Genomic DNA, 18,351 nt, shown 5'->3' with positions numbered 1-18,351 from the left:
GTGATGTCCGTGAGCACCTGATCCGTCTTCCCGCGAGCATCTGATCCGTCTCCCCCTCCCCGGAGTCCGTCCATGAACGTCTCGGTCGTCCTGTTCACCTCCGACCTACGGCTGCACGACCATCCGCCGCTGCGCGCGGCGCTCGACGGATCGCGGCAGGTGGTCCCGTTGTTCGTGCGCGACCGGGCCGTCGCGGCGGCCGGCTTCGCCGTGCCCAACCGGCTCGCGTTCCTCGCGGACTGTCTGCGCGACCTCGACGCGGGGCTGCGCGAGCGGGGCGGCCGGCTGGTGGTGCGCTCCGGCGACGTCGTCGCGGAGGTGTGCAAGGTGGCCGCCGAGGCGGACGCCGACGAGGTGCATCTGGCGGCCGACGCCGGCGGGTACGCCCAGCGGCGCGAGGAGCGGCTGCGGCGCGCCCTGGAGGCCGAGGGCGTACGGCTGCACGTGCACGAGACGGTGACGACGGCCGTGGATCCCGGCACGGTGACACCGGCCGCGTCGGACCACTTCTCGGTGTTCACGCCGTATTTCGGCCACTGGTCCCGGCAGCGGCTGCGGGACGCGCTGGCCGCGCCTCGGACGGTACGGGTGCCGGACGGGATCGGCTCGGAGGAGCCGCCCTCGCGGGAGGGGCTGTCCGGGCTGTCCCCGGCGTTGGCGGCCGGCGGTGAGACGGAGGGCCGCGCACGGCTCACCGCCTGGCTGCGGTCCGGCATCGCGGCGTACGAGGACCGGCACGACGACCTGGCGGGCGACGCGACCTCACGGCTCTCGCCCCATCTGCACTTCGGCACCCTCTCCCCCGTCGAGCTGGTCCACCGGGCGCGCCAGGTGGGCGGTCCGGGCGCGGAGGCGTTCGTGCGGCAGCTCGCGTGGCGGGACTTCAACCGCCAGCTGCTGGCCGTGCGGCCGGCGGCCGCGACCGTGGAGTACCGGGCCAGGCACGACCGTTGGCGCTCCGCCCCGGACGAGGTCGAGGCGTGGCGGGAGGGCCGCACCGGCTATCCGGTGGTCGACGCGGCCATGCGCCAGCTGCGCCACGAGGGCTGGATGCACAATCGCGGCCGGCTGCTGACCTCGAGCTTCCTGGCCAAGACCCTGTACGTCGACTGGCGCGTGGGCGCCCGGCACTTCCTGGATCTCCTCGTCGACGGCGACGTGGCCAACAACCAGCTCAACTGGCAGTGGGTGGCGGGCACCGGCACCGACACCCGGCCCAACCGGATCCTCAACCCCGTCACCCAGGGCAAGCGGTACGACCCGGAGGGCGCGTACGTACGGCGCTGGGTACCGGAGTTGGCGGACGTCGCGGGTCCGGCGGTGCACGAGCCGTGGAAGCTGCGCGGGTTCGACCGTGCCGCGCTGGACTATCCGGAGCCGATCGTGGAGTTGGCGGAGGGACGGGAGCGGTTCCTGCGGGCGCGCGAGTCCTGAGGTTCCGCATCGGCCCGGCCGGTGTGCGAGGAACGCGGGGCGGGCCGTTCCGCGCGTCCGTACGGTCCCGAGAGCAGCTCCACCGCGTCGGCCAGCGACGACGGCCGCACGGTGCCGGGCGCGGGGTGTCCGTGCCAGCCGGGGCCGCCGAGCAGGACGAGCGGCTGCCGGCGGGCGCCCTTGACGCCCCAGCGCACGGCGGCGAGATGGCGGGCGAGGGGCAGGCTCGCCGTGGAGCGGGCCTGGGCCCACAGCACGACGGCGGCCGGACCGAGCCGGTCGACCGCCGTGGTGAGCGCCTCGACGGGCACGGCCGCGCCGAACATCCTTGTGGGCAGGCCGAGTTCACCGAGGGCCGCGTTGAGAGCCTCCAGCGGAAGGGTGTGCTGCTCGCCGGGCACACAGGCGAGGACGACGGGGCCGGGCGCGGTGGTGTCGTGGCCGGGCGCGGGCGGCCGGGTGTGGCGGCGGAGGGTGGTCGAGACGTGCCAGGACAGCAGGTGCTCGACCTCGACGTAGCGGTCCCCGGACGAGGCCCACTTACGGCCCACCGCGTGCAGGGTCGGCGCCATCACCTCCTGCCAGGCGGTGGTGATCCCGTACCGCTCGACGGCCTCCGCCAGCCGGTCCTCCACCGCCGGGGCGTCGAGGCGTACGGCGGCGCGGGCGAGGCCCCGGCACTCCCTGCGGACGTCCTCCGGGGCGGGCGGGCCGGGTGCGCGTGACGGCCGGGGCCGTTCCCCGTCCGGTGTCCGGGGGGCATCGGGGCCACGCTCCGGGATCCGGCCTCCGGCCCCTTCCTTCGCCGCGCGGGCCGCCTCCGCCGGTGGCACTCCCGCTGCGGTGAGCCGGCACATCGTCTCGACCACCGTGACGTCCCGTGGGGTCCAGCGCCGGTGCCGGCCGTCGGCGCGGACGGCGGGCCCGATGCCGTAGCGGCGGTCCCAGGAGCGCAGGGTGGTCGGCGACACGCCCAGCCTGCGGGCCAGAGCACCGCTGGTGAGCCCGGGATCGGTGGGGTTCTCCTCCCCGTACGCGCCCATGCGGGCGACTATACGGCGCACCGGCGGGGCGAGCCGGAGCCCGGTCCGGCGAGATCGCCGCCGTGTGCATCCGGAGGCCCGGCTCCCCCGGAAGTGACACGGGACGGGGGCCGGACGACCGGGCCACTGCCGGTCGAGGGCGCGGACCCCCTCCAGGCCCGTCCCCGAGGGGCGGTCGGCGCTCCTCGGGGACGGATTCCGGCCCAGGCTCCACTCCGCTCCGACCACTACACATAAAGGCAAAATAAGCGCAGAATGAACGTACGCGGCACTCACCGCAAATCCCACCGGACGCGGTCAGGCCTGCGGAGTTCAAAGGAGTCGACTCATGGCCAACGTCTCACACAGGAGTGATATCTCCAGTCACCCCGACGCACCCGAAATGCAGGCCCGGTACGCCCGCATGCTCGGCGGTCGCGACGTGGCGCTCGTGGACGGACCGGTGTTCCTGCTCGGTCTGTATTGCGCCGTGTCCCCGTGGATACTCCACTACACGACGAGCCAGCCCTCGCTGGTGACCCACAACCTCATCGTGGGTATCGCGATCGGCCTGCTGGCCCTCGGCTTCACCGCCGCACCGGCGAGGATGTACGGCCTGAGCTGGGCCATGTGCGCACTGGGCGCGTGGATGATCATCGCGCCGTGGATCGTGGGCGACAGCCCGGACGCCGGTGTCGTGGTCAACAACATCATCATCGGCTGCCTGGCCCTGGTGCTGGGCGTGATGTGCGCCGGCGCCGCGGCCAAGGGCGGCACCCGTGGGGGCCTCACACCGTAGGTGTGACCAGGAACGCCCGCGAGGGGTAACGGCGGCCGGTCCCGCTCAGGCGGACCGGCCGTCGCCGCCGCGCGGCACCCCCCAGGGCTCCTGCGGCAGGACCCGCCCGGTCTCCAGCAGCGACTTGAGGTTGGAGAGCACCGCGGGCCAGCCGAAGGACACCTCGGCGAGCGCCCCCTCGTCCTCCAGGTCCTCATGGGTCACGGTGAGCCGGACGATGTCGGCGTGCGGCTCGATGTCGAAGGTGACCCGCGACCAGGTCTCCTCCCTGCCCTCGTTCTCCGGCGAGGCCCAGGTGGTGACCAGCCGGGTCGGGGGCTCGCTCACCACGACCGTGCCGACGACGTCCTCGACGCCGGTGCCGTCGGTGCGGACATGGGCCCAGCGCGAGCCCTCCCGCCAGTCCGACTCGTTGCGGTGGCCCCAGTAGTCGGCGGTCAGATCGGCGCTGGTCAGCGCCTCCCAGACCTTCTCGGGTGTGCTCGCGATGTAGGTGACGTACACGAATGTGGGCTTGTCGGTCATGGCTTCCTCGGCTCGTCGTCGCACGGCACCGAGCGCTCTCAGCCGGGGGCGCTCGAACTTGTCGATCCACCGCTCCTGCATCTCGTGGAGCGGGACCGGATTGAGGTAGTGCAGCTTCTCCCGCCCCCGCCGCACCGTGCCGACCAGGTTGGCGGCCTCCAGGACGGCCAGGTGCTGCGTCACCGACTGCCGGGCCATGTCGATCCGCGCGCACAACTCGCCCAGCGTCTGCCCGTTGTGCTCGTGCAGCCGGTCCAGCAGCTTTCTGCGGGTCTCGTCGGCCAGCGCCTTGAAGACCCTGTCCACTCCCGGGTCGCTCTCTGATCGCACACTCCACGTTATGCAGGTGATTACCTGCATGTCAACGCCGAGGGACCGGCCCACACTGGCGCCGTGAGTCGATCCTTCAGCGCGTATGTGACCTCGGGTGCGGATTTCCTCGGTGTCACCGGCCCCTACCCCGTCGACGTCCCGTGGTGGGCCGAGGTCGGACCCGTCGTGGAGCGGCTGGAGCGCGCACTCGGGGTGCCCGTCCACGTATTGCGACTGCTGGAGGCCGACGGGGGCGAGAGCGGACGCGACGGGCACGTGACGTACCACGTGGAGGCGTCGCGGCACCCCGGCCCCGGGAAGCTGGAGCGGCCCATCGCGCGGCGGGAGTCGTGGGACACCGACGACCCCCGCCGCTCCCCCTGGGCACGCGCCGACGGACTGCGGGAACTGCTCGACTGGGCCTCGGGGACCCTGGCCGCGCTGGGGCGGCCGGTGACGGGTCCGGTCGAGCAGCGGCGGACCTGGAACCTGGCGGGACTCTTCAGGCTGCCCACCGGGCGAGGACCGGTCTGGCTCAAGGCGACCCCGCGTTTCGCCACCGACGAGGCCGCCGTCATCGCCGCGTTCGCCCGGGTGGACCCGGGACTCGTCCCGACCGTTCTCGCCTCCGGTGAGCGGCGGATGCTGCTGGAGCACATCCCCGGCGAGGACTGCTGGGCGGCCGACGCCGCGACGGTCGAGTCGGGGGTACGCCGCACGGTCGCCGCGCAGGCCGCCCTGGCCGGCCGACGCCCACCCGGCCTGCGGGACCGGCGGGCCCCGGTCCTGGGCGGGCTGGTGCGTGACCTCCTCGACCGCGCCGACCTGGACCTCACCGCACGGGAGCGGGACAGGGCGCGGGAGTTGGCCGGCCGCTGGGACCTGCTCGCGCGGTGCGGCCTCCCCGACACCCTGGTGCACGCCGACTTCCATCCGGGCAACTGGCGCGGCGACGGCGGGCCGCCCGTGGTCGTGGACTTCGCCGACGCCCACTGGGGCGACCCCGTCCTGGACTGTCTGCGCCTGTACGACTTCCTCCCCGAGGCGGTCCGGTCCACGGCCGTCCGGGTCTGGGTCGACGCCTGGCGGACCCACGCCCCGGCGAGCGACCCCACCCGGGCACTCACCCTGGCCGAGCCACTGGCCCACCTCGCGTACGCCGTGCGCTACCAGGAGTTCCTCGACGGCATCGAGCCCTCGGAACGCCCGTACCACGAGGGCGACCCGGCATCGGTGATCCGCCGGGCCCTGCAGTGCGAGACCCACCCGAGCCCGGGCTCCGCGGAGGTGGCGGGCTGATGGACGGTGCCGAGGTACTGCTCATCGGAGGTCGGGCCGGGGTCGGCAAGTCGACGGTGGGCTGGGAGATCTCCGACCGGCTGCGGGTCGCCGAGGTCGCGCACGCCGTCATCGAGGGCGACTTCATGGGGCAGGTGCACCCGGCGCCCGCGGGCGATCCGCACCGTGCGGCGATCGCCGAGCGCAATCTCACCGCCGTGTGGGGCAATTACGCGGCCCTCGGGTACCGGCGGCTCGTCTACACCAACACCTTGAGCGTGCTCGCCGAGATCGAAGGCACCTTCCGGCGGGCCATGGGCGCCGACGTCCGGATCGTACGGGTGCTCCTGACGGCCTCGGACGAGACGACCGAGCGACGGCTGCGGGGCCGGGAGATCGGATCCGAGCTGGAGCGGGAGCTGACCGGCAGTGCGCGCAAGGCAGGGCTGCTGGACGAACGGGCGCCGTCGGACACCGTCCGCGTCGCGACCGACGGGCGCACCGTCATGGACATCGCCGCGGAGGTGCTCGCCGTCACGGGCTGGATACCGGACGCCTGACCGGTGGCGGGCACCGGACGTCGTGGGCACCGGGCGGGTGGCAGGCCCGTGAAGAAGATGAAACGGAAACGGACTGCACTCGCGTTCGAAGGGCACTCGCTCGGTTGCGGGGATCCCGACGACAAGGGGCGGAGTTCAGATGGAGATCGACGGCATCATCAGTGCCATCGTCATCGGCATTGTCATAGGCGTGCTCGGCCGGCTCGTCGTACCGGGCCGGCAGCGCATCGGCATCCTGCTGACGATCCTCGTGGGAATCGTCGCCGCGCTGATCGGCAGCGCCATCGCCGCGGGTATCGGCGTGGCCGACACCGGTGGCCCGGACTGGATCGAATGGCTCATACAGATCGCCCTCGCGGCCCTGGGCATCGTGGCACTGGACCGCGGCAGGGCCCGCCGCTGAGCGGCCCGGGAGCGGCGGCGGGCGCCCACGCGCGTCCGGAATCCCGTTGCGGGTGATCGCGCCCGGCGACTAGCGTCGCCGGGCGCCGCCGTCCTCCCGTCGACCGTCCCCGGAGCCCCGTTGCCGCCTCGCGTCACCCATCTCACCCACCTCTCCGACCCCGCCGTGACCCCGGCCAGTCGCCGGCTCGCCTGGCTGGCGTCCGGGGAGGACGGCGTCCCCCTCGGAACCGCCTTCCTGCGGCTGTTCACCAAGGAGGGGCAGACCCATCTCGCGGAACTGGACCTCTCCGTGCACCCGGCCGAGCGGCGGCGGGGCGTCGGCACCGCGCTGCTCGACGCGGCGATCGCCGCCGCGCGGGACGAGCGGCGCCGCGCCGTCATCGCCCAGGCCGAGCTGGACTCCCCCGGCGACGTGTTCCTCGCGGCACGCGGCTTCCGCCGGGTGCTGTCGCTGGTGCACGCCCGGCTCGACCTCGCCGCCGTCGACCCCGACCACGTCACCCGGATCCTCGAACAGCCGTGCCCGGGCTACCACTTGACCCACTGGACGGGCGTCGTACCCCCCGAACTCGCCCGCACCTACGCCGCCTCGCGCCGCGCCATGGACGACATGCCGATGGGCGACACCGACTACGGCACGGTCGTCTGGGACGTCGAGCGGGTCGTGGCGGCCGCCGAGGCGATCGCGAAGCGCGGCGACACACTGCACACCGTGGCCGCCGTGCACACGACGAGCGGCACGGTCGTCGGTTTCTCGGAGCTGGTGCTGCCGGGCGACGGCACGGGCGAAGGACAGCACTACGGCACGGCCGTGCTGCCCGAGCACCGGGGGCACGGCCTGGGGCTGCGGATGAAGGCGGCGGCGATCCGCCACGCCCACGGTGTGACCCCGGACCTGGCCCTGCTCACCGACACCGCCGAGGAGAACCTCCCCATGCGCCAGGTCAACGACATCCTCGGCTACCGGCCCACGCACACGGCGATCGAGTACCAGCTCGACCTGTGACCCCCGGTCAGGCCGCCGCCGCGCTCCCCACCGCGTACTCGTACGGCGTGGTCGTCGTGAGCGGCTCGAACCCCAGACGGGCCAGGATCGGGCGGCTGAGGGCCAGCGCGTCGACCTGGACGTAGCGGTAGCCGCGGTCCGCGGCGACACGGGCGCGGTGGGCGACCAGCGCCCGGTAGACGCCCCGGCCGCGCCAGCTCTCGACGGTGCCGCCGCCCCACAGTCCGGCGAAGCGGGTGCCGGGCAGCAGCTCCATCCGGGCTGCGCTCACCGGTACGTCCCCGGCGAGCGCCACGACGGCCACGACCGTCTCGGTGTCGCCGCTGAGCTGGGCCAGCAGTTGGTGGCGCATCCGGGAGCTGTCGGTGCCGAAGGCCTTCTCGTGGACGTCGGCCACCAGGTCCACGCCCGCGCGGTCGGTGACCGGCAGGATCCGGACACCCTCGGGCGGCTCGACGTCGAGCGTCAGGTCGGCGACCTCGGCGACCATCAACGTCTCCTCCGGGGCGGCCGTGAAACCGGCCGCGCGCAGCCGGTGGCCCAGGTCGACCGGGAGATCGTGGCCGTACAGCTTCCACTCGAAGTCGCGTCCGAGCCCGGAGAAGTACCGGATCTGCTCGGTGATCGCCGCGTCCGCGCCCGCCTCGTCCAGGTCGGACCAGACGACGCCGCTCCAGCCCTGCTCGGAACCGATCTGGCGCACCACCCCGCCCACGCGCTCGACCCGGGCTCCGGGCCCGTCGGGGCGGGCGCCCTCTCGCATGTCCCGGTCGAACAGTGCCAGCACAGCAGCGTGATCCATGGTGCCCACTCCATCATCAGTCGTTCACCCTGGCAACGGAATTCAACCGCTTTCTCACCGCGCGGAGCGCCACGGCCGCACCCCGGCGCCGCGCGCCGAGCGAGGCCGGTGCCGGGGTCCGGAGCCGGTCGGACGGATCGGGGGGCCGTCGGGGCGGATGCGGGAGCCGTGGCGGCGATTCCGCGCCACATGCGTCGGGGACGCCGTCGAGGACGCATGGGACCGGGGTGACGGGGCAGGCGGTCCGGGTTCAGTCGTCGTCGTACCGGAGACTTCCCACCGATGCCCGAAGACGTGGTGCAGCACACCCGCCCCACCCCCGCCGCCCCGCCCGACGGTGAGCGGCCCCGGGCGAGGCGGACCTCGCGGGACCCGTACTTCGACAACGCGAAGTACCTCACCATCGTCCTGGTGGCCTGCGGGCACGCGTGGGAGCCGCTGACGTACGGCAGCCGGACCGTGACGGCGGCGTATCTGACGGTCTACGCGTTCCACATGCCGGCCTTCGCTGTCATCTCCGGGTACTTCTCGCGGAGTTTCGACATGGCGCCCGGCCGGCTGAAGCGGCTGCTGACGGGGGTGGCGCTGCCGTACGTCGTGTTCGAGACGGCGTACACGCTCTTCTACCGGTGGGCGCAGGACGACTGGGGCTATCCGCTGAGCCTGCTGGACCCCTGGTACGTGATGTGGTTCCTCGTCGCGCTCTTCGTCTGGCGGCTGACCACGCCCCTGTGGCTGATGCTGCGTCACCCGCTGCCGGTCGCGCTGGGGCTGGCGATGCTGGCGGCGGTCTCTCCGGACCTCGGCGGCGACGTCTCCATCCAGCGGGTGCTGGGTTTCCTGCCGTTCTTCGTCCTGGGACTGACCCTGCGCGCCGAGCACTTCGACCGGCTGCGCACCCGCCGGGTACGGCTGTGGCTGCTCCCGGTGGCTCTCGGGGCCGTGGTGGTGGCCTACCGGGTGGCCCCGTGGTTCGACGCGGGCTGGTTCTACCACCGGGGCAGCGTCACCGGCCAGGGCGTGACCCGCTGGGCGGGCCTGCTGACCACGCCCGCCCTGTTCTGTCTGGCGGTGCTGCTGACGGCCTGTTTCCTGGCCTGGGTGCCGCGCCGGCAGCTGTGGTTCACGGCGTTGGGCGCGGGCACGATGTACGGCTATCTGCTGCACGGCTTCGTGATCAAGTGGGCGCGCTTCCGGGACTGGTACGCCGTCGAGTGGCTGCACACCCCGCTCGGGGAACTCACGGTCACCACCGTGGCGATCGGCGGCATCACCCTGCTGTGCACCTCCCCCGTACGAACCGCGCTGCGCTGTGTCGTCGAGCCACGCATGGAGTGGGCCTTCCGGAAGGCGCCCGATGTGACGACGGGCCCAAGGGTCCTTCTGATGGATCTCCGCGGCGTCGCGACGCCCGGCACGCACGCTCGGCTCCGCTCGAGCGGGAGGGACCCCCACGACGCCGCTCCTTCTTCCACGGAGATCCATCAGAAGGGCCCTAGCCGAGCTCCAGAGTCGTGACCCCGAAGACGCGCTCCGCCGCGTAGGGCCGGATCGGGCCGGTGTACATCCGGGCCGTCTCGAAGGAGGGCGTCAGCCCGTACTCCTCGACCAGCGCCACGGCCGCCGTGTTCGGCTCGGGTACGTCGACGGCCAGCTCACGGCCCGCAGCCTCGGCGGCCAGTCCCGCGAACAGCGCGCGGGCGTCGGCGGCGGTGTCGGCGAACAGCGGACCGATGCGCAGGGCGTCCCGGCCCGGCCGGACGACGCCGTAGCCGGTGAGGCGCCCGTCGACGATCCGCGCGAGGGCCCGGTGCCCGTCGGCCGTCAGCCAGTGCTTCAGGAAGCGGGGGCGGTCGGCCGGGTGGCAGGCCCTGTCGTACGCCGCGAGGAGCGCGGCGTCGTGGACGGGCCGGACGTCGGCGGGCACGGCGGTCTCCGGCAGCACGCCGGAGTACCGGAAGGTGCGGTGGGCGGGCGCGAAGCCGGACTGCCGGTAGTTGTGCTGCTGCGCCACCACGCCGTCGAGGCCCACGGTGCGCTCGCCCGCGTGGGCGAGCGCGGTCTTCCAGGTGGCGAGACCGTGGCCCCGGCCGCGCTGGTCCGGGCGGACCAGATAGAAGCCGAGGAAGGCGTAGTCGTCGCCGTAGGTGACGACGGAGACGGAGGAGACCGGTTCCCCGTCGAGCCGGCCGATGAAGAAGCCCTCGGGATCCTGCGCGAAGAAGCACGCCGGGTCCGACAGACCCGGGTTCCAGCCCTCGTCCCCCGCCCATCGGGCGACCACCGCCCAGTCGTCGGGCGTGGCCCGGGTGACGACGAGGTCCTGGTGGCCCCAAGAGGTCATCTGTGCGCTCCTTCGCTGAGGTCGCGAGTGCGCGGCCGCCGAGCGGCCGCGGGCACGGTGGTCGGCCGCGCCCCGCAGCATCCTCGCCGAATCCCGATCACGTCCGCGACGCCGGAAACAGCCGATCTCGCGGGGCGTCGGGCCGGTCCGACGGCCGGGTTCACGCGTTCGGGCTACCCGCGGTCCGTGGCTCCACTGCCCGGGAGCGCCGCAGGCTACGGCACTTCCGGGCGCCCCGCCCGCCGGGAGGCGTGGCCCCGGGGGGCCGCCTATGGTGATCCGGGGGTCGTCCCCGGTCGCCCTGGCCGGGCTTCCCTGGAGGCACGTATGCGGTCCACGCACAGGCGGCGCCCTCTCACCGGAGCCGCGGTCGCGGTGCTCGCCCTGCTGGGCGCCGGACTCCCCGCCCTGACGGCGGGCGCCGACGACGAGCAGGACGACGGCCGGGCCGACCTGAGCCGCTTCTACGACCAGAAGATCAAGTGGTCGAAGTGCGAGGGCATGGAGATGCCCCGGGATCTGCGCTGCGGCAAGGTCACCGTGCCGCTCGACTACTCCCGGCCCCGGGCCGGCACCCTCGACCTGGCGCTGGCGCGCTACCGGGCAACCGGCGACTCACGCGGCTCGCTGCTGCTGAACTTCGGCGGCCCCGGCGGACCGGGAGTGCCCGAACTCGCCTACGGCGGCGAGGACTTCATGGACCTCACCAAGGGCTACGACGTCGTCACCTTCGATCCGCGCGGAGTGGGCCGTTCCTCCCCGGTCAGCTGCGGCGAGGGCACCGACGAGGCCCTGGAGGCGACCGACGGCGGCGAGGACACCGACGACCCCAAGATCGCGCTCGACCGGCTGCGGCGGGCGGCCGCCGAGTGCCGGGAGAACTCCGGCCCGGTGCTGCCGCACATAGGCACCCTCGACGCCGCCCGCGACCTGGATGTGATGCGCGCCGCCCTCGGCGACAAGAAGCTCAACTACCTCGGCTTCTCCTACGGCACCCGGCTGGGCGCGGTGTACGCCGCGCAGTTCCCCGGGAAGGTGGGCCGGATGGCGCTCGACGGGGTGGACACCCTGACCGAGCCGCTGACCGAGCAGAACCTGGTGGCCGCCCAGGGTCAGCAGACCGCGCTGGAGAACTATCTCGACGCCTGCACCGAGGAGCTGACGTGCCCGTTCGGGCAGGACTCCCGTTCGGCCCGTGAGCAGGTCGTGGCGCTGGTCGACTCACTGGACGAGAACCCCGTGCCGTCGGACTTCGGGCAGGACTTCACCGGCCAGGACCTGGTGGGCGCCATCGGGCACGCCCTCTACAGCGAACAGCTGTGGCCGATGCTCACGCAGGCGCTCAACATGCTCGTCCACGACGGGGACACCCGAGGCGTCATGGCGCTCAGCGGCGGCGGCTTCGCCCCACCGGCCACGCCGTACCGCGCCCCGCACCGCACCCCGCAGCGCGCCGCGGCTCCGGCCCGCCCGCACGAACCCGTCGACCCCACCCCGTCCGGCAGCCCGACCCCGCACGAAGGGCTGGTCGACATCGAGGAGATCCCGCTGGACAACCTCCCCGCCGCGCTCATGGCGATCAACTGCGCCGACGACCCCGACCGGCCCACCGCCAAGAAGATCACCGACGATCTGGCGGACCTGCGCGCCGCCTACGAGGACGCCTCCCCCGTGTTCGGCCGGTACCGGCTCACCCAGGTGCTGATGTGCTACGGCCGCCCCGCTGGCACCGACTTCATCCGCGACGAGGTGCGGGACGTCGACACCCCGAAGATGCTGCTCGTGGGCACCCGGGGCGACCCGGCCACCCCGTACCGCTGGACCGTGGAGACGGCGAAGCGGCTCGGCTCCTCGGCGGTCGTCCTCGACAACAAGGGCAAGGGGCACACCGGGTACGGGTCGTCGAAGTGCGTGCACGACAAGGTCGACGACTTCCTGCTGTTCGGGACGCTGCCCGACGACGGAAGTTCATGCGGAGTCGACGATTGAGCATCGGGCGTGCAACACGGGCGCATCCGGTACAACCCCGGACGCATCTCGCTCGTCACACTGGGCAGACGTCACGTTTGCGCGTGCCGTACCCGTATGTGACTGAAACTGGGGGATTCCACCGATGCGTATCCGTTCCTTGCTCACCGTCTCCACCGTGGCCACCGCCGGTGCCGCGCTCCTGCTGACCGCCGCCCCCCAGGGGCTCGCGGCCCAGCCCGCCGCGAAGACCCCGGTCTGCAAGTCGAAGGTCCTCAAGCTGGGGGCCAAGCAGGCGAAGGACACGCGGATCGTGCACATCAGCGTCAAGAACACCGGCACCCGCGCCTGCACGATCGACCGCCTCCCCGTCGTCACCTTCGGCGACCTCGACGGGGCGGCCCAGCCGGTGCCGTCGGGCGAGAGCGGCCCGTACAAGGTCGGCGCGGGGAAGACGGTCCACGCCGCGGTCCGCACGATCGCCGACCTCAAGGACCCCGAGGCACGTCGCGTCGGCACCGTCACGGTGTCGGCCAACCCCAACCTCTACGGCCGCACGTTCACCCTGAAGCAGCTGGGCGCCACCAAGAAGGTCAAGGTCTGGGAGCCGGTGACGACCTGGTGGAAGCCGTCCAAGGCCGCCGCCGACAAGGCGCTGAAGAAGGAAGTCGGCTGACCCCCACGGCGGCCGCCGCCCCGCCGAGCCCGTCGGAGCGCACCCTCACCGGTGCGCGCCGGCGGGCTCTTCCGCCGCCTGCGGCCGTCCTGCGCACAGGCCCGCACCAGGAAGTCGACTACCCCAAATGCCCGATACGTGAATCAGTCCTATCGTGAAGGAATGGAGCATGCCCTCAGCCCCGCGACCCTCGTCGAACTGCGCCGTCCGCGGCCCTACCCCGCGGTGTCGGTACTGACGCCGACCCACCGCCGGGAGCCCGAGAACAGCCAGGATCCGGTCCGGCTGCGCAATGTCGTGGCCGAGGCGAAGAGACGGCTGGAGCACGATCCCGCCGTCAGCCGGGAGCGGCGCCACGACGTCGTCGAACAGCTGGACCGGGCGCTGGCCGAGGTGGATCTGACGCACGCCGAGGACGGCCTGGCCATCTTCGCCGCGCCCGGTGAGCACCAGGTCTGGTCGCTGGCCCGCCCGGTGCCGGAGCGCGTGGTCCTCTCGGACACCTTCCTCACCCGCAACCTGGTGGCCGCGCAGGCCGCCGAGCGGCCCTTCTGGGTGCTCGCGGTCTCCCCCGACCGGGTCACCCTGTGGAGCGGTGGCGGCGACCGCGTGACCGAGGCGCGCGTCGGCGGGTTCCCGATGACCAGGGACCGCGACAACTTCGACGCCGAGCGCCAGGAGCGGATCGGCGACCTGCCGTCCGCCTTCCGCGACGAGGACACCCGGCACTTCCTGCGCGACGCCGACGCCGCGCTCGCCCGGGTGCTGCGCACCCGGCAGCGCCCCCTGTACGTCACCGGCGAGACGGCGGCGCTGTCCCTGCTGGACGAGATCGGCACGGTCACCAGGGACGCCGCCCACGTCCCGCACGGCGGTCTCGCGCACGGCACCCCGGAGTCCGTGTGGCAGGCGGTCCGGCCCGTGGTCGCCGCCGAGGACCGCAGGAACGCCGACACCGTGGCCCGCCGGCTCGAAGCGGCGCGCGGCCACAAGACGTTCGCCGCGGGCGTCGACGAGGTCCGGCAGAACGCCCAGCAGGGCCGGATCCAGCTGCTGGCCGTCGAGGAGAACTTCCGGACGGCCGTCCGCGCGGACGGTGACGGCGGCGGGCATCTCGTGCCGGCCGAGAGCGGCGACCTCGACGTCCGCGAGGACATCGTGGACGAGATCGTCGAGCGGTGCCTGGACACCGGCGCCGAGGTCCGTTTCGTCCCCGACGGCATGCTCGGCGACGCGCGCGGCATCGCGGGCGTCCTGCGCTACTGAGCCCCGCTCCGGCCCCGCACCCGCGTCGCCGGGCCGGAGGTCAGACACCCCGCAGGAGGGACGTCAGACCCCGGTCGAGCGCGGGGCCCACCTCCTCGCTCCCGGCGGCGACGACGGCGTAGCTGCGCAGCAGGAAGCGCTGGAGTGCCGCCTTCTCGAACCGGAGCAGGGCCATGCCGTGCGGGGAGTGCAGCTCCACCACCGTGCGGCAGCGGCCGCTGGGCCGGATGTGCACGTCGCCGGCGCCCGCGGGGGCGCGTACGCCCTCCTCCAGCAGTCCCCGGGAGAAGGTCCAGGTCACCATCGAACCGCTCAGCGAGATGTCGGCAGGGAAGTCGAGGTGCACGGCCAGCGGATCGTCGGAGGAATAGCGCAGGCTCGCGGGCACCGGGACCTCCCGGTCCTCGTCGGTGACGAGGAGCGCGCGGGCGGGCTGTTCCAGCGTGACGGTCATCAACGGTCTCCGTTTCGGATGAAGCTCTTCCTGCCGAGAGGTTTCGCAGGGCGCGGCCTCCTGGATGTATCGCTGTGACCCATGTCACTCACCGACCCGAGGGAACGCTCGCACATATGCCCTTCGAACAGGGGAATGAAAGACAGGTGAATGCGGTCGACGGTCCGTCAAGTCACGTACGATTCCTACGACTTGAACCCTCGGGACGCGCATCGGCCCGCGGTGGGCGACCCCGACCGCGAGGACGGTGGCATATGCCGGAAGCACCACCGCATCGTGTCTTGCCAAATCCCTTACAGCGCGTCGGGGGCTGTGCCAGAGTCGTAATCGGCCCTTACGTCAGCGTTGGTCGTACCGTCCCCCATCGGAGTACGTGATGCCGTCCCCTCTCTCTGCGGATCGCTCCGCCGCCCAGCCGCCCCGACGCGGCCAGGTCGACGCGCTCATGTCGCAGACGCGACGGCTGCGGGGCGACATGGACGCCGTACGGCGCGACGCCCCCGCCGACGAGGCCGATCCCGAGATCCGCTGGCAGCGGGCGCTCTACGACCTGGCCCTTCATCAACTGAGCGACCTGGACGACCACTTGGCCCAGCTGCGGGACGGTCCGGCACCGCCGCCGCCCGCCCCCGCGAGCGCGGTCGGCATCCCGGTCGCGCCGCCACCGGCTCCTCGGCGCGAGTCACTGCTCAGCCGGGTCGGCAGCGCCGAGTGGAACCTCCTGACGGACGAGGCGAGCTGGTCCGGCGAGCTGTTCCAGATCCTCGGCCGCGACCCCGCCGCCCCGCCGCTCACCCTGGACGAACTGCCGTCGCTGGTCCTCGACGAGGACCGTCCGCACCTGACGGCGATGGTCACGGACTGCCTCATCGACGCGAAACGCATCGACGGGGAGTTCCGCGTCGTGCTGCCCGACGGCGGGGTGCGCACCGTGCACATGATGGGCGAGCCCGTGCTCGACGACGACGGCGGCACGGCCTCCATGTGGGCCGTCCTGCGGGACGTCAGCGAACTGCGGCGCAGTCAGCGGGCGGTGAGCGAGACGCGTGACTCGTTGCACCGTCAGCGGCACATCGCGCAGACCGAGCACCGGCTCGCGGTCGAGCTGCAGGAGGCCGTGCTGCCGCCGTGGCGCGGCCCCCTGCGGCTCCCGCAGCAGGGCCCCGCACGGCTGGACCTGGCCGCCCACTACCTGCCCTGCTCGACCAGCGCGCTGATCGGCGGCGACTGGTACGACGCCCTGGAACTGCCGGGCGGCGAGAGCCTGTTGAGCGTCGGCGACCTCACCGGGCACGGCGTCACCGTCACCTCGGGCATGGCGATGCTGATCGGCGCGCTGCGCGGCATGGCGATGTCGGGCACCGATCCGGGCCGGCTGATGGCCTGCCTCAACCAGTTACTGGACGCCACGGTGCAGCCGGCGCTCGGCAGTGCCGTCTGCTGCCGCTACCGGCCGGCGACCCGCACCCTCGTCTGGGCACAGGCCGGGCACCCCGCCCCGCTGCTGTTCCGCGGCGGGACGGGGCGCGTACTGCCCGCGCCGGACGGTGTACTGCTCGGAGCGACCTCGGGTGCCGTCTACGGGCAGGCCGAAGTGACCCTCGAACAGGGCGATCTGCTGCTCCTGCACACCGACGGGCTGGTCCCCCGGCGCGGAGGAGAGGCAGCCGTCCAGCGGCTGCTGGACCTGGCCCCGCGGTTCGGCGAGGCACGGACGGCCCAGGAATGCGTACGGGCAGTGGTGGAGGAGTTCGGCGAGAGGGAGCGCACGGACGACGCGTGCGTGCTCGTCGCCCGGGTCAGCTCCTGAGGCGGGTCAGCTCCTGAGGAGCGGGCCCCGCGCGGTCACGCCGGGGCGATGTCGCCCCTGTTCTTCGGCAGCGGGACCTTCGCCTGGGGCTTGGGCAGGGCGAGCTTGATCTCCTCCCGCAGATCCTGGATCTTCGGATAGCTGGAGTACTGACCGGTGAGCCGGTACATCTCACGCAGCCGGTCCCAGGTGCGGTGGGAGGAGTTGGAGCCCATCGACGCCAGTGCCAGGCGCGCGTACCCGCTGGCCTGCTCCGGGTCGTCGCCGATGAAGCAGGCCGAGGCCATCGACAGGTAGTCGAAGATCTGCGACCTCCCCTGGGCGTTCGTCCTGAGGTCCAGCGCCTTCTCCGCGTAGTGCCGGGCGTGCTGGGCCGCGGCCGGTTCATGCTCCGCGAGGGTGCGGTAGGCCAGGGCCTGCATGCCGTACAGATCCGCCTCGTTGAACATCTGCATCCAGCTCGGCGGCGGTACGTCCCCACGGTCGGAGACGAACAGGTCCTCGGCCTGGCCCAGGGTGCGGCGCATGGCCTGGCCCTTGCCCAGGGAGGCCTGCGCCCAGGCCTCGACCGTGTGGAGCATGGCCTTGGTGCGCGGCAGGACCTGGTCGCCGGATCCGGACTGGGCGAGTTTCATCAGGTCGAGCGCCTCGTCGGGCTTGCCGAGGTGCACCAGTTGTCGGGCCGCCCGGGAGAGGGCCTCGCCGGCGCGGGGCCGGTCACCACCCTCCCGGGCGGCGTGGGCGGCGATGATGAAGTACTTCTGGGCGGTGGGTTCGAGGCCGATGTCGTGCGACATCCAGCCGGCGAGGACGGCGAGGTTGGCGGCGACGCCCCACAGGCGCCGCTGGAGATGTTCGGGGTGGCGGTAGGAGAGCATGCCTCCCACCTCGTTGAGCTGTCCCACGACAGCCTTGCGTTGCAGCCCGCCGCCACGGGCCGCGTCCCAGGCCCGGAACACCTCGACCGAGCGCTCCAGTTCCTCGATCTCCTGCGACCCGATGGGGGCGGCCTCGTAACGGTCGAACCCAGCGGGGTCGGCGGGCAGGGGGTTGTCGAGGTCGGGGGCGTCGGCCGCGAGGGCCGGATCGGTGTGCAGCCAGTCGTGCATGGCGCTGCTGAGTGCGGGTCCCGCGGTGAGCGCGACGCCCGCACCCACCAAGCCGCGTCGGTTGAGCATGAGGTCCATTCCCGTGAATTCGGTGAGGACCGCGGCGGTCCGTTCGGGCGCCCACGGCACACCGTCGGGATGTTCCACATTCCCGCCGCCCTGCCGTTTCCCCGTACGCCCGTGCCGGACCAGACCGAGGTCCTCGATGGTCACGACACGGCCGAGACGCTCGGTGAACAGCGCCGCCAGCACCCGTGGCACGGGATCGCGCGGGATCTCTCCCATGTCGATCCACCGCCGTACCCGTGAGGTGTCGGTCGCCAGCTGGGGGTGGCCCATGGCCGCCGCCTGCCGGTTGACCAGCCTCGCGAGCTCTCCCTTGGACCAGCCGGCCAGGCCGAACAGGTCTGCGAGTCGGGTATTGGGTTGTCCGCTCACGTCAAGCCCCCAGGTTCTCGGCTGAGTTGAATGTAGCCCGCTGTCAGTTGCTCGGGGACTATTCGCCAGGCTTCGCCAGGGTGCGCTAGATGGTGTGCCAGGGCCCATCCGGTGTCAGGTAGGAAAGCGCCACCCCGACCCGG

Annotated in this window: 17 protein-coding genes; 11 read left to right on the top strand and 6 right to left on the bottom strand. The window is 72.7% G+C overall.

Features of this window, described 5'->3' with window-relative positions:
- Positions 1-72 precede the first annotated feature (72 nt).
- Positions 73-1,434, top strand: coding sequence for a cryptochrome/photolyase family protein (locus HW837_RS22895; RefSeq protein ID WP_193382509.1), 1,362 nt, complete (start codon positions 73-75; stop codon positions 1,432-1,434).
- On the opposite strand, the gene HW837_RS22890 is transcribed toward HW837_RS22895, so the two are convergent.
- Positions 1,368-2,477: a MerR family transcriptional regulator gene (locus HW837_RS22890; RefSeq protein WP_193382510.1), complete on the bottom strand. Its 1,110-nt coding sequence runs from the start codon at positions 2,475-2,477 to the stop codon at positions 1,368-1,370. The genes HW837_RS22895 and HW837_RS22890 overlap by 67 nt on opposite strands.
- 328 nt (positions 2,478-2,805) lie before the next feature.
- Here HW837_RS22890 and HW837_RS22885 point away from each other — a divergent pair, with 328 nt between their 5' ends.
- Positions 2,806-3,255, top strand: coding sequence for an SPW repeat protein (locus tag HW837_RS22885; protein ID WP_045555656.1), 450 nt, complete (start codon positions 2,806-2,808; stop codon positions 3,253-3,255).
- A gap of 45 nt (positions 3,256-3,300) precedes the next feature.
- Here HW837_RS22885 and HW837_RS22880 read toward each other — a convergent pair whose 3' ends face one another.
- Entirely contained in the window at positions 3,301-4,086 is a 786-nt protein-coding gene (locus HW837_RS22880; RefSeq protein WP_045555657.1) for an ArsR/SmtB family transcription factor, read from the bottom strand.
- A gap of 87 nt (positions 4,087-4,173) precedes the next feature.
- Between HW837_RS22880 and HW837_RS22875 the strand changes: the two genes are divergently transcribed.
- The 4 genes from HW837_RS22875 to HW837_RS22860 all read left to right on the top strand — a co-directional run bounded on the left by HW837_RS22875 (position 4,174) and on the right by HW837_RS22860 (position 7,341).
- Positions 4,174-5,391 (top strand): aminoglycoside phosphotransferase family protein, encoded by a 1,218-nt coding sequence (locus HW837_RS22875; RefSeq protein ID WP_234442418.1) that lies wholly within the window; start codon positions 4,174-4,176, stop codon positions 5,389-5,391.
- Entirely contained in the window at positions 5,391-5,930 is a 540-nt protein-coding gene (locus HW837_RS22870; protein WP_045555658.1) for a nucleoside/nucleotide kinase family protein, read from the top strand. The genes HW837_RS22875 and HW837_RS22870 overlap by 1 nt, the downstream gene beginning before the upstream one ends.
- 139 nt (positions 5,931-6,069) lie before the next feature.
- A complete protein-coding gene (locus HW837_RS22865; protein WP_045555659.1) occupies positions 6,070-6,333 on the top strand; it encodes a GlsB/YeaQ/YmgE family stress response membrane protein in 264 nt (87 codons plus the stop codon).
- A 120-nt stretch (positions 6,334-6,453) separates the two neighbouring features.
- Positions 6,454-7,341, top strand: coding sequence for a GNAT family N-acetyltransferase (locus HW837_RS22860; RefSeq protein ID WP_193380192.1), 888 nt, complete (start codon positions 6,454-6,456; stop codon positions 7,339-7,341).
- Between the two features lie 7 nt (positions 7,342-7,348).
- Here the strand turns inward: HW837_RS22860 and HW837_RS22855 are convergent, their stop codons facing one another.
- Positions 7,349-8,143, bottom strand: coding sequence for a GNAT family N-acetyltransferase (locus HW837_RS22855; RefSeq protein ID WP_045555661.1), 795 nt, complete (start codon positions 8,141-8,143; stop codon positions 7,349-7,351).
- 282 nt (positions 8,144-8,425) lie between these two features.
- Here HW837_RS22855 and HW837_RS22850 point away from each other — a divergent pair, with 282 nt between their 5' ends.
- Positions 8,426-9,661: an acyltransferase family protein gene (locus HW837_RS22850; protein ID WP_237270305.1), complete on the top strand. Its 1,236-nt coding sequence runs from the start codon at positions 8,426-8,428 to the stop codon at positions 9,659-9,661.
- Here the strand turns inward: HW837_RS22850 and HW837_RS22845 are convergent.
- Positions 9,639-10,487, bottom strand: a complete 849-nt coding sequence (locus HW837_RS22845; protein ID WP_045555662.1) for a GNAT family N-acetyltransferase — start codon at positions 10,485-10,487, stop codon at positions 9,639-9,641. The genes HW837_RS22850 and HW837_RS22845 overlap by 23 nt on opposite strands.
- 327 nt (positions 10,488-10,814) lie before the next feature.
- Here HW837_RS22845 and HW837_RS22840 point away from each other — a divergent pair, with 327 nt between their 5' ends.
- The 3 genes from HW837_RS22840 (at position 10,815) to HW837_RS22830 (ending at position 14,397) form a co-directional block, all read left to right on the top strand.
- Complete coding sequence (locus tag HW837_RS22840) at positions 10,815-12,476, top strand: alpha/beta hydrolase (RefSeq protein WP_045555663.1); 1,662 nt, start codon at positions 10,815-10,817, stop codon at positions 12,474-12,476.
- Between the two features lie 124 nt (positions 12,477-12,600).
- Complete coding sequence (locus tag HW837_RS22835) at positions 12,601-13,131, top strand: DUF4232 domain-containing protein (RefSeq protein ID WP_045555664.1); 531 nt, start codon at positions 12,601-12,603, stop codon at positions 13,129-13,131.
- Positions 13,132-13,293: 162 nt separating this feature from the next.
- Positions 13,294-14,397 carry a baeRF3 domain-containing protein gene (locus HW837_RS22830; RefSeq protein ID WP_093789004.1) on the top strand — a complete coding sequence of 368 codons (1,104 nt, stop codon included), beginning with the start codon at positions 13,294-13,296 and terminating at the stop codon, positions 14,395-14,397.
- Between the two features lie 40 nt (positions 14,398-14,437).
- Here the strand turns inward: HW837_RS22830 and HW837_RS22825 are convergent, their stop codons facing one another.
- Entirely contained in the window at positions 14,438-14,851 is a 414-nt protein-coding gene (locus tag HW837_RS22825) for an SsgA family sporulation/cell division regulator (RefSeq protein WP_045555666.1), read from the bottom strand.
- A gap of 376 nt (positions 14,852-15,227) precedes the next feature.
- Between HW837_RS22825 and HW837_RS22820 the strand changes: the two genes are divergently transcribed.
- Positions 15,228-16,661 (top strand): PP2C family protein-serine/threonine phosphatase, encoded by a 1,434-nt coding sequence (locus tag HW837_RS22820; protein ID WP_193380191.1) that lies wholly within the window; start codon positions 15,228-15,230, stop codon positions 16,659-16,661.
- A gap of 35 nt (positions 16,662-16,696) precedes the next feature.
- Here the strand turns inward: HW837_RS22820 and HW837_RS22815 are convergent, their stop codons facing one another.
- Entirely contained in the window at positions 16,697-18,208 is a 1,512-nt protein-coding gene (locus tag HW837_RS22815; protein ID WP_193380190.1) for a DNA-binding protein NsdB, read from the bottom strand.
- Between the last annotated feature and the right edge of the window lie 143 nt (positions 18,209-18,351).

It is taken from the genome of Streptomyces caniscabiei (assembly GCF_014930365.1).
Taxonomy (GTDB): domain Bacteria; phylum Actinomycetota; class Actinomycetes; order Streptomycetales; family Streptomycetaceae; genus Streptomyces; species Streptomyces caniscabiei.
The sequence above is the reverse complement of the archived record's forward strand: the minus strand, read 5'-3'. Positions and strand labels throughout refer to the sequence as shown.

Excerpts from the sequence above, each read along its gene's own strand:
- HW837_RS22895 (WP_193382509.1), top strand. The coding sequence starts at position 73 with ATGAACGTCTCGGTCGTCCTGTTCACCTCCGACCTACGGCTGCACGAC.
- HW837_RS22890 (WP_193382510.1), bottom strand. The coding sequence starts at position 2,477 with ATGGGCGCGTACGGGGAGGAGAACCCCACCGATCCCGGGCTCACCAGC.
- HW837_RS22885 (WP_045555656.1), top strand. The coding sequence starts at position 2,806 with ATGGCCAACGTCTCACACAGGAGTGATATCTCCAGTCACCCCGACGCA.
- HW837_RS22870 (WP_045555658.1), top strand. The coding sequence starts at position 5,391 with ATGGACGGTGCCGAGGTACTGCTCATCGGAGGTCGGGCCGGGGTCGGC.
- HW837_RS22865 (WP_045555659.1), top strand. The coding sequence starts at position 6,070 with ATGGAGATCGACGGCATCATCAGTGCCATCGTCATCGGCATTGTCATA.
- HW837_RS22855 (WP_045555661.1), bottom strand. The coding sequence starts at position 8,143 with ATGGATCACGCTGCTGTGCTGGCACTGTTCGACCGGGACATGCGAGAG.
- HW837_RS22850 (WP_237270305.1), top strand. The coding sequence starts at position 8,426 with ATGCCCGAAGACGTGGTGCAGCACACCCGCCCCACCCCCGCCGCCCCG.
- HW837_RS22845 (WP_045555662.1), bottom strand. The coding sequence starts at position 10,487 with ATGACCTCTTGGGGCCACCAGGACCTCGTCGTCACCCGGGCCACGCCC.
- HW837_RS22840 (WP_045555663.1), top strand. The coding sequence starts at position 10,815 with ATGCGGTCCACGCACAGGCGGCGCCCTCTCACCGGAGCCGCGGTCGCG.
- HW837_RS22835 (WP_045555664.1), top strand. The coding sequence starts at position 12,601 with ATGCGTATCCGTTCCTTGCTCACCGTCTCCACCGTGGCCACCGCCGGT.
- HW837_RS22830 (WP_093789004.1), top strand. The coding sequence starts at position 13,294 with ATGGAGCATGCCCTCAGCCCCGCGACCCTCGTCGAACTGCGCCGTCCG.
- HW837_RS22825 (WP_045555666.1), bottom strand. The coding sequence starts at position 14,851 with ATGACCGTCACGCTGGAACAGCCCGCCCGCGCGCTCCTCGTCACCGAC.
- HW837_RS22820 (WP_193380191.1), top strand. The coding sequence starts at position 15,228 with ATGCCGTCCCCTCTCTCTGCGGATCGCTCCGCCGCCCAGCCGCCCCGA.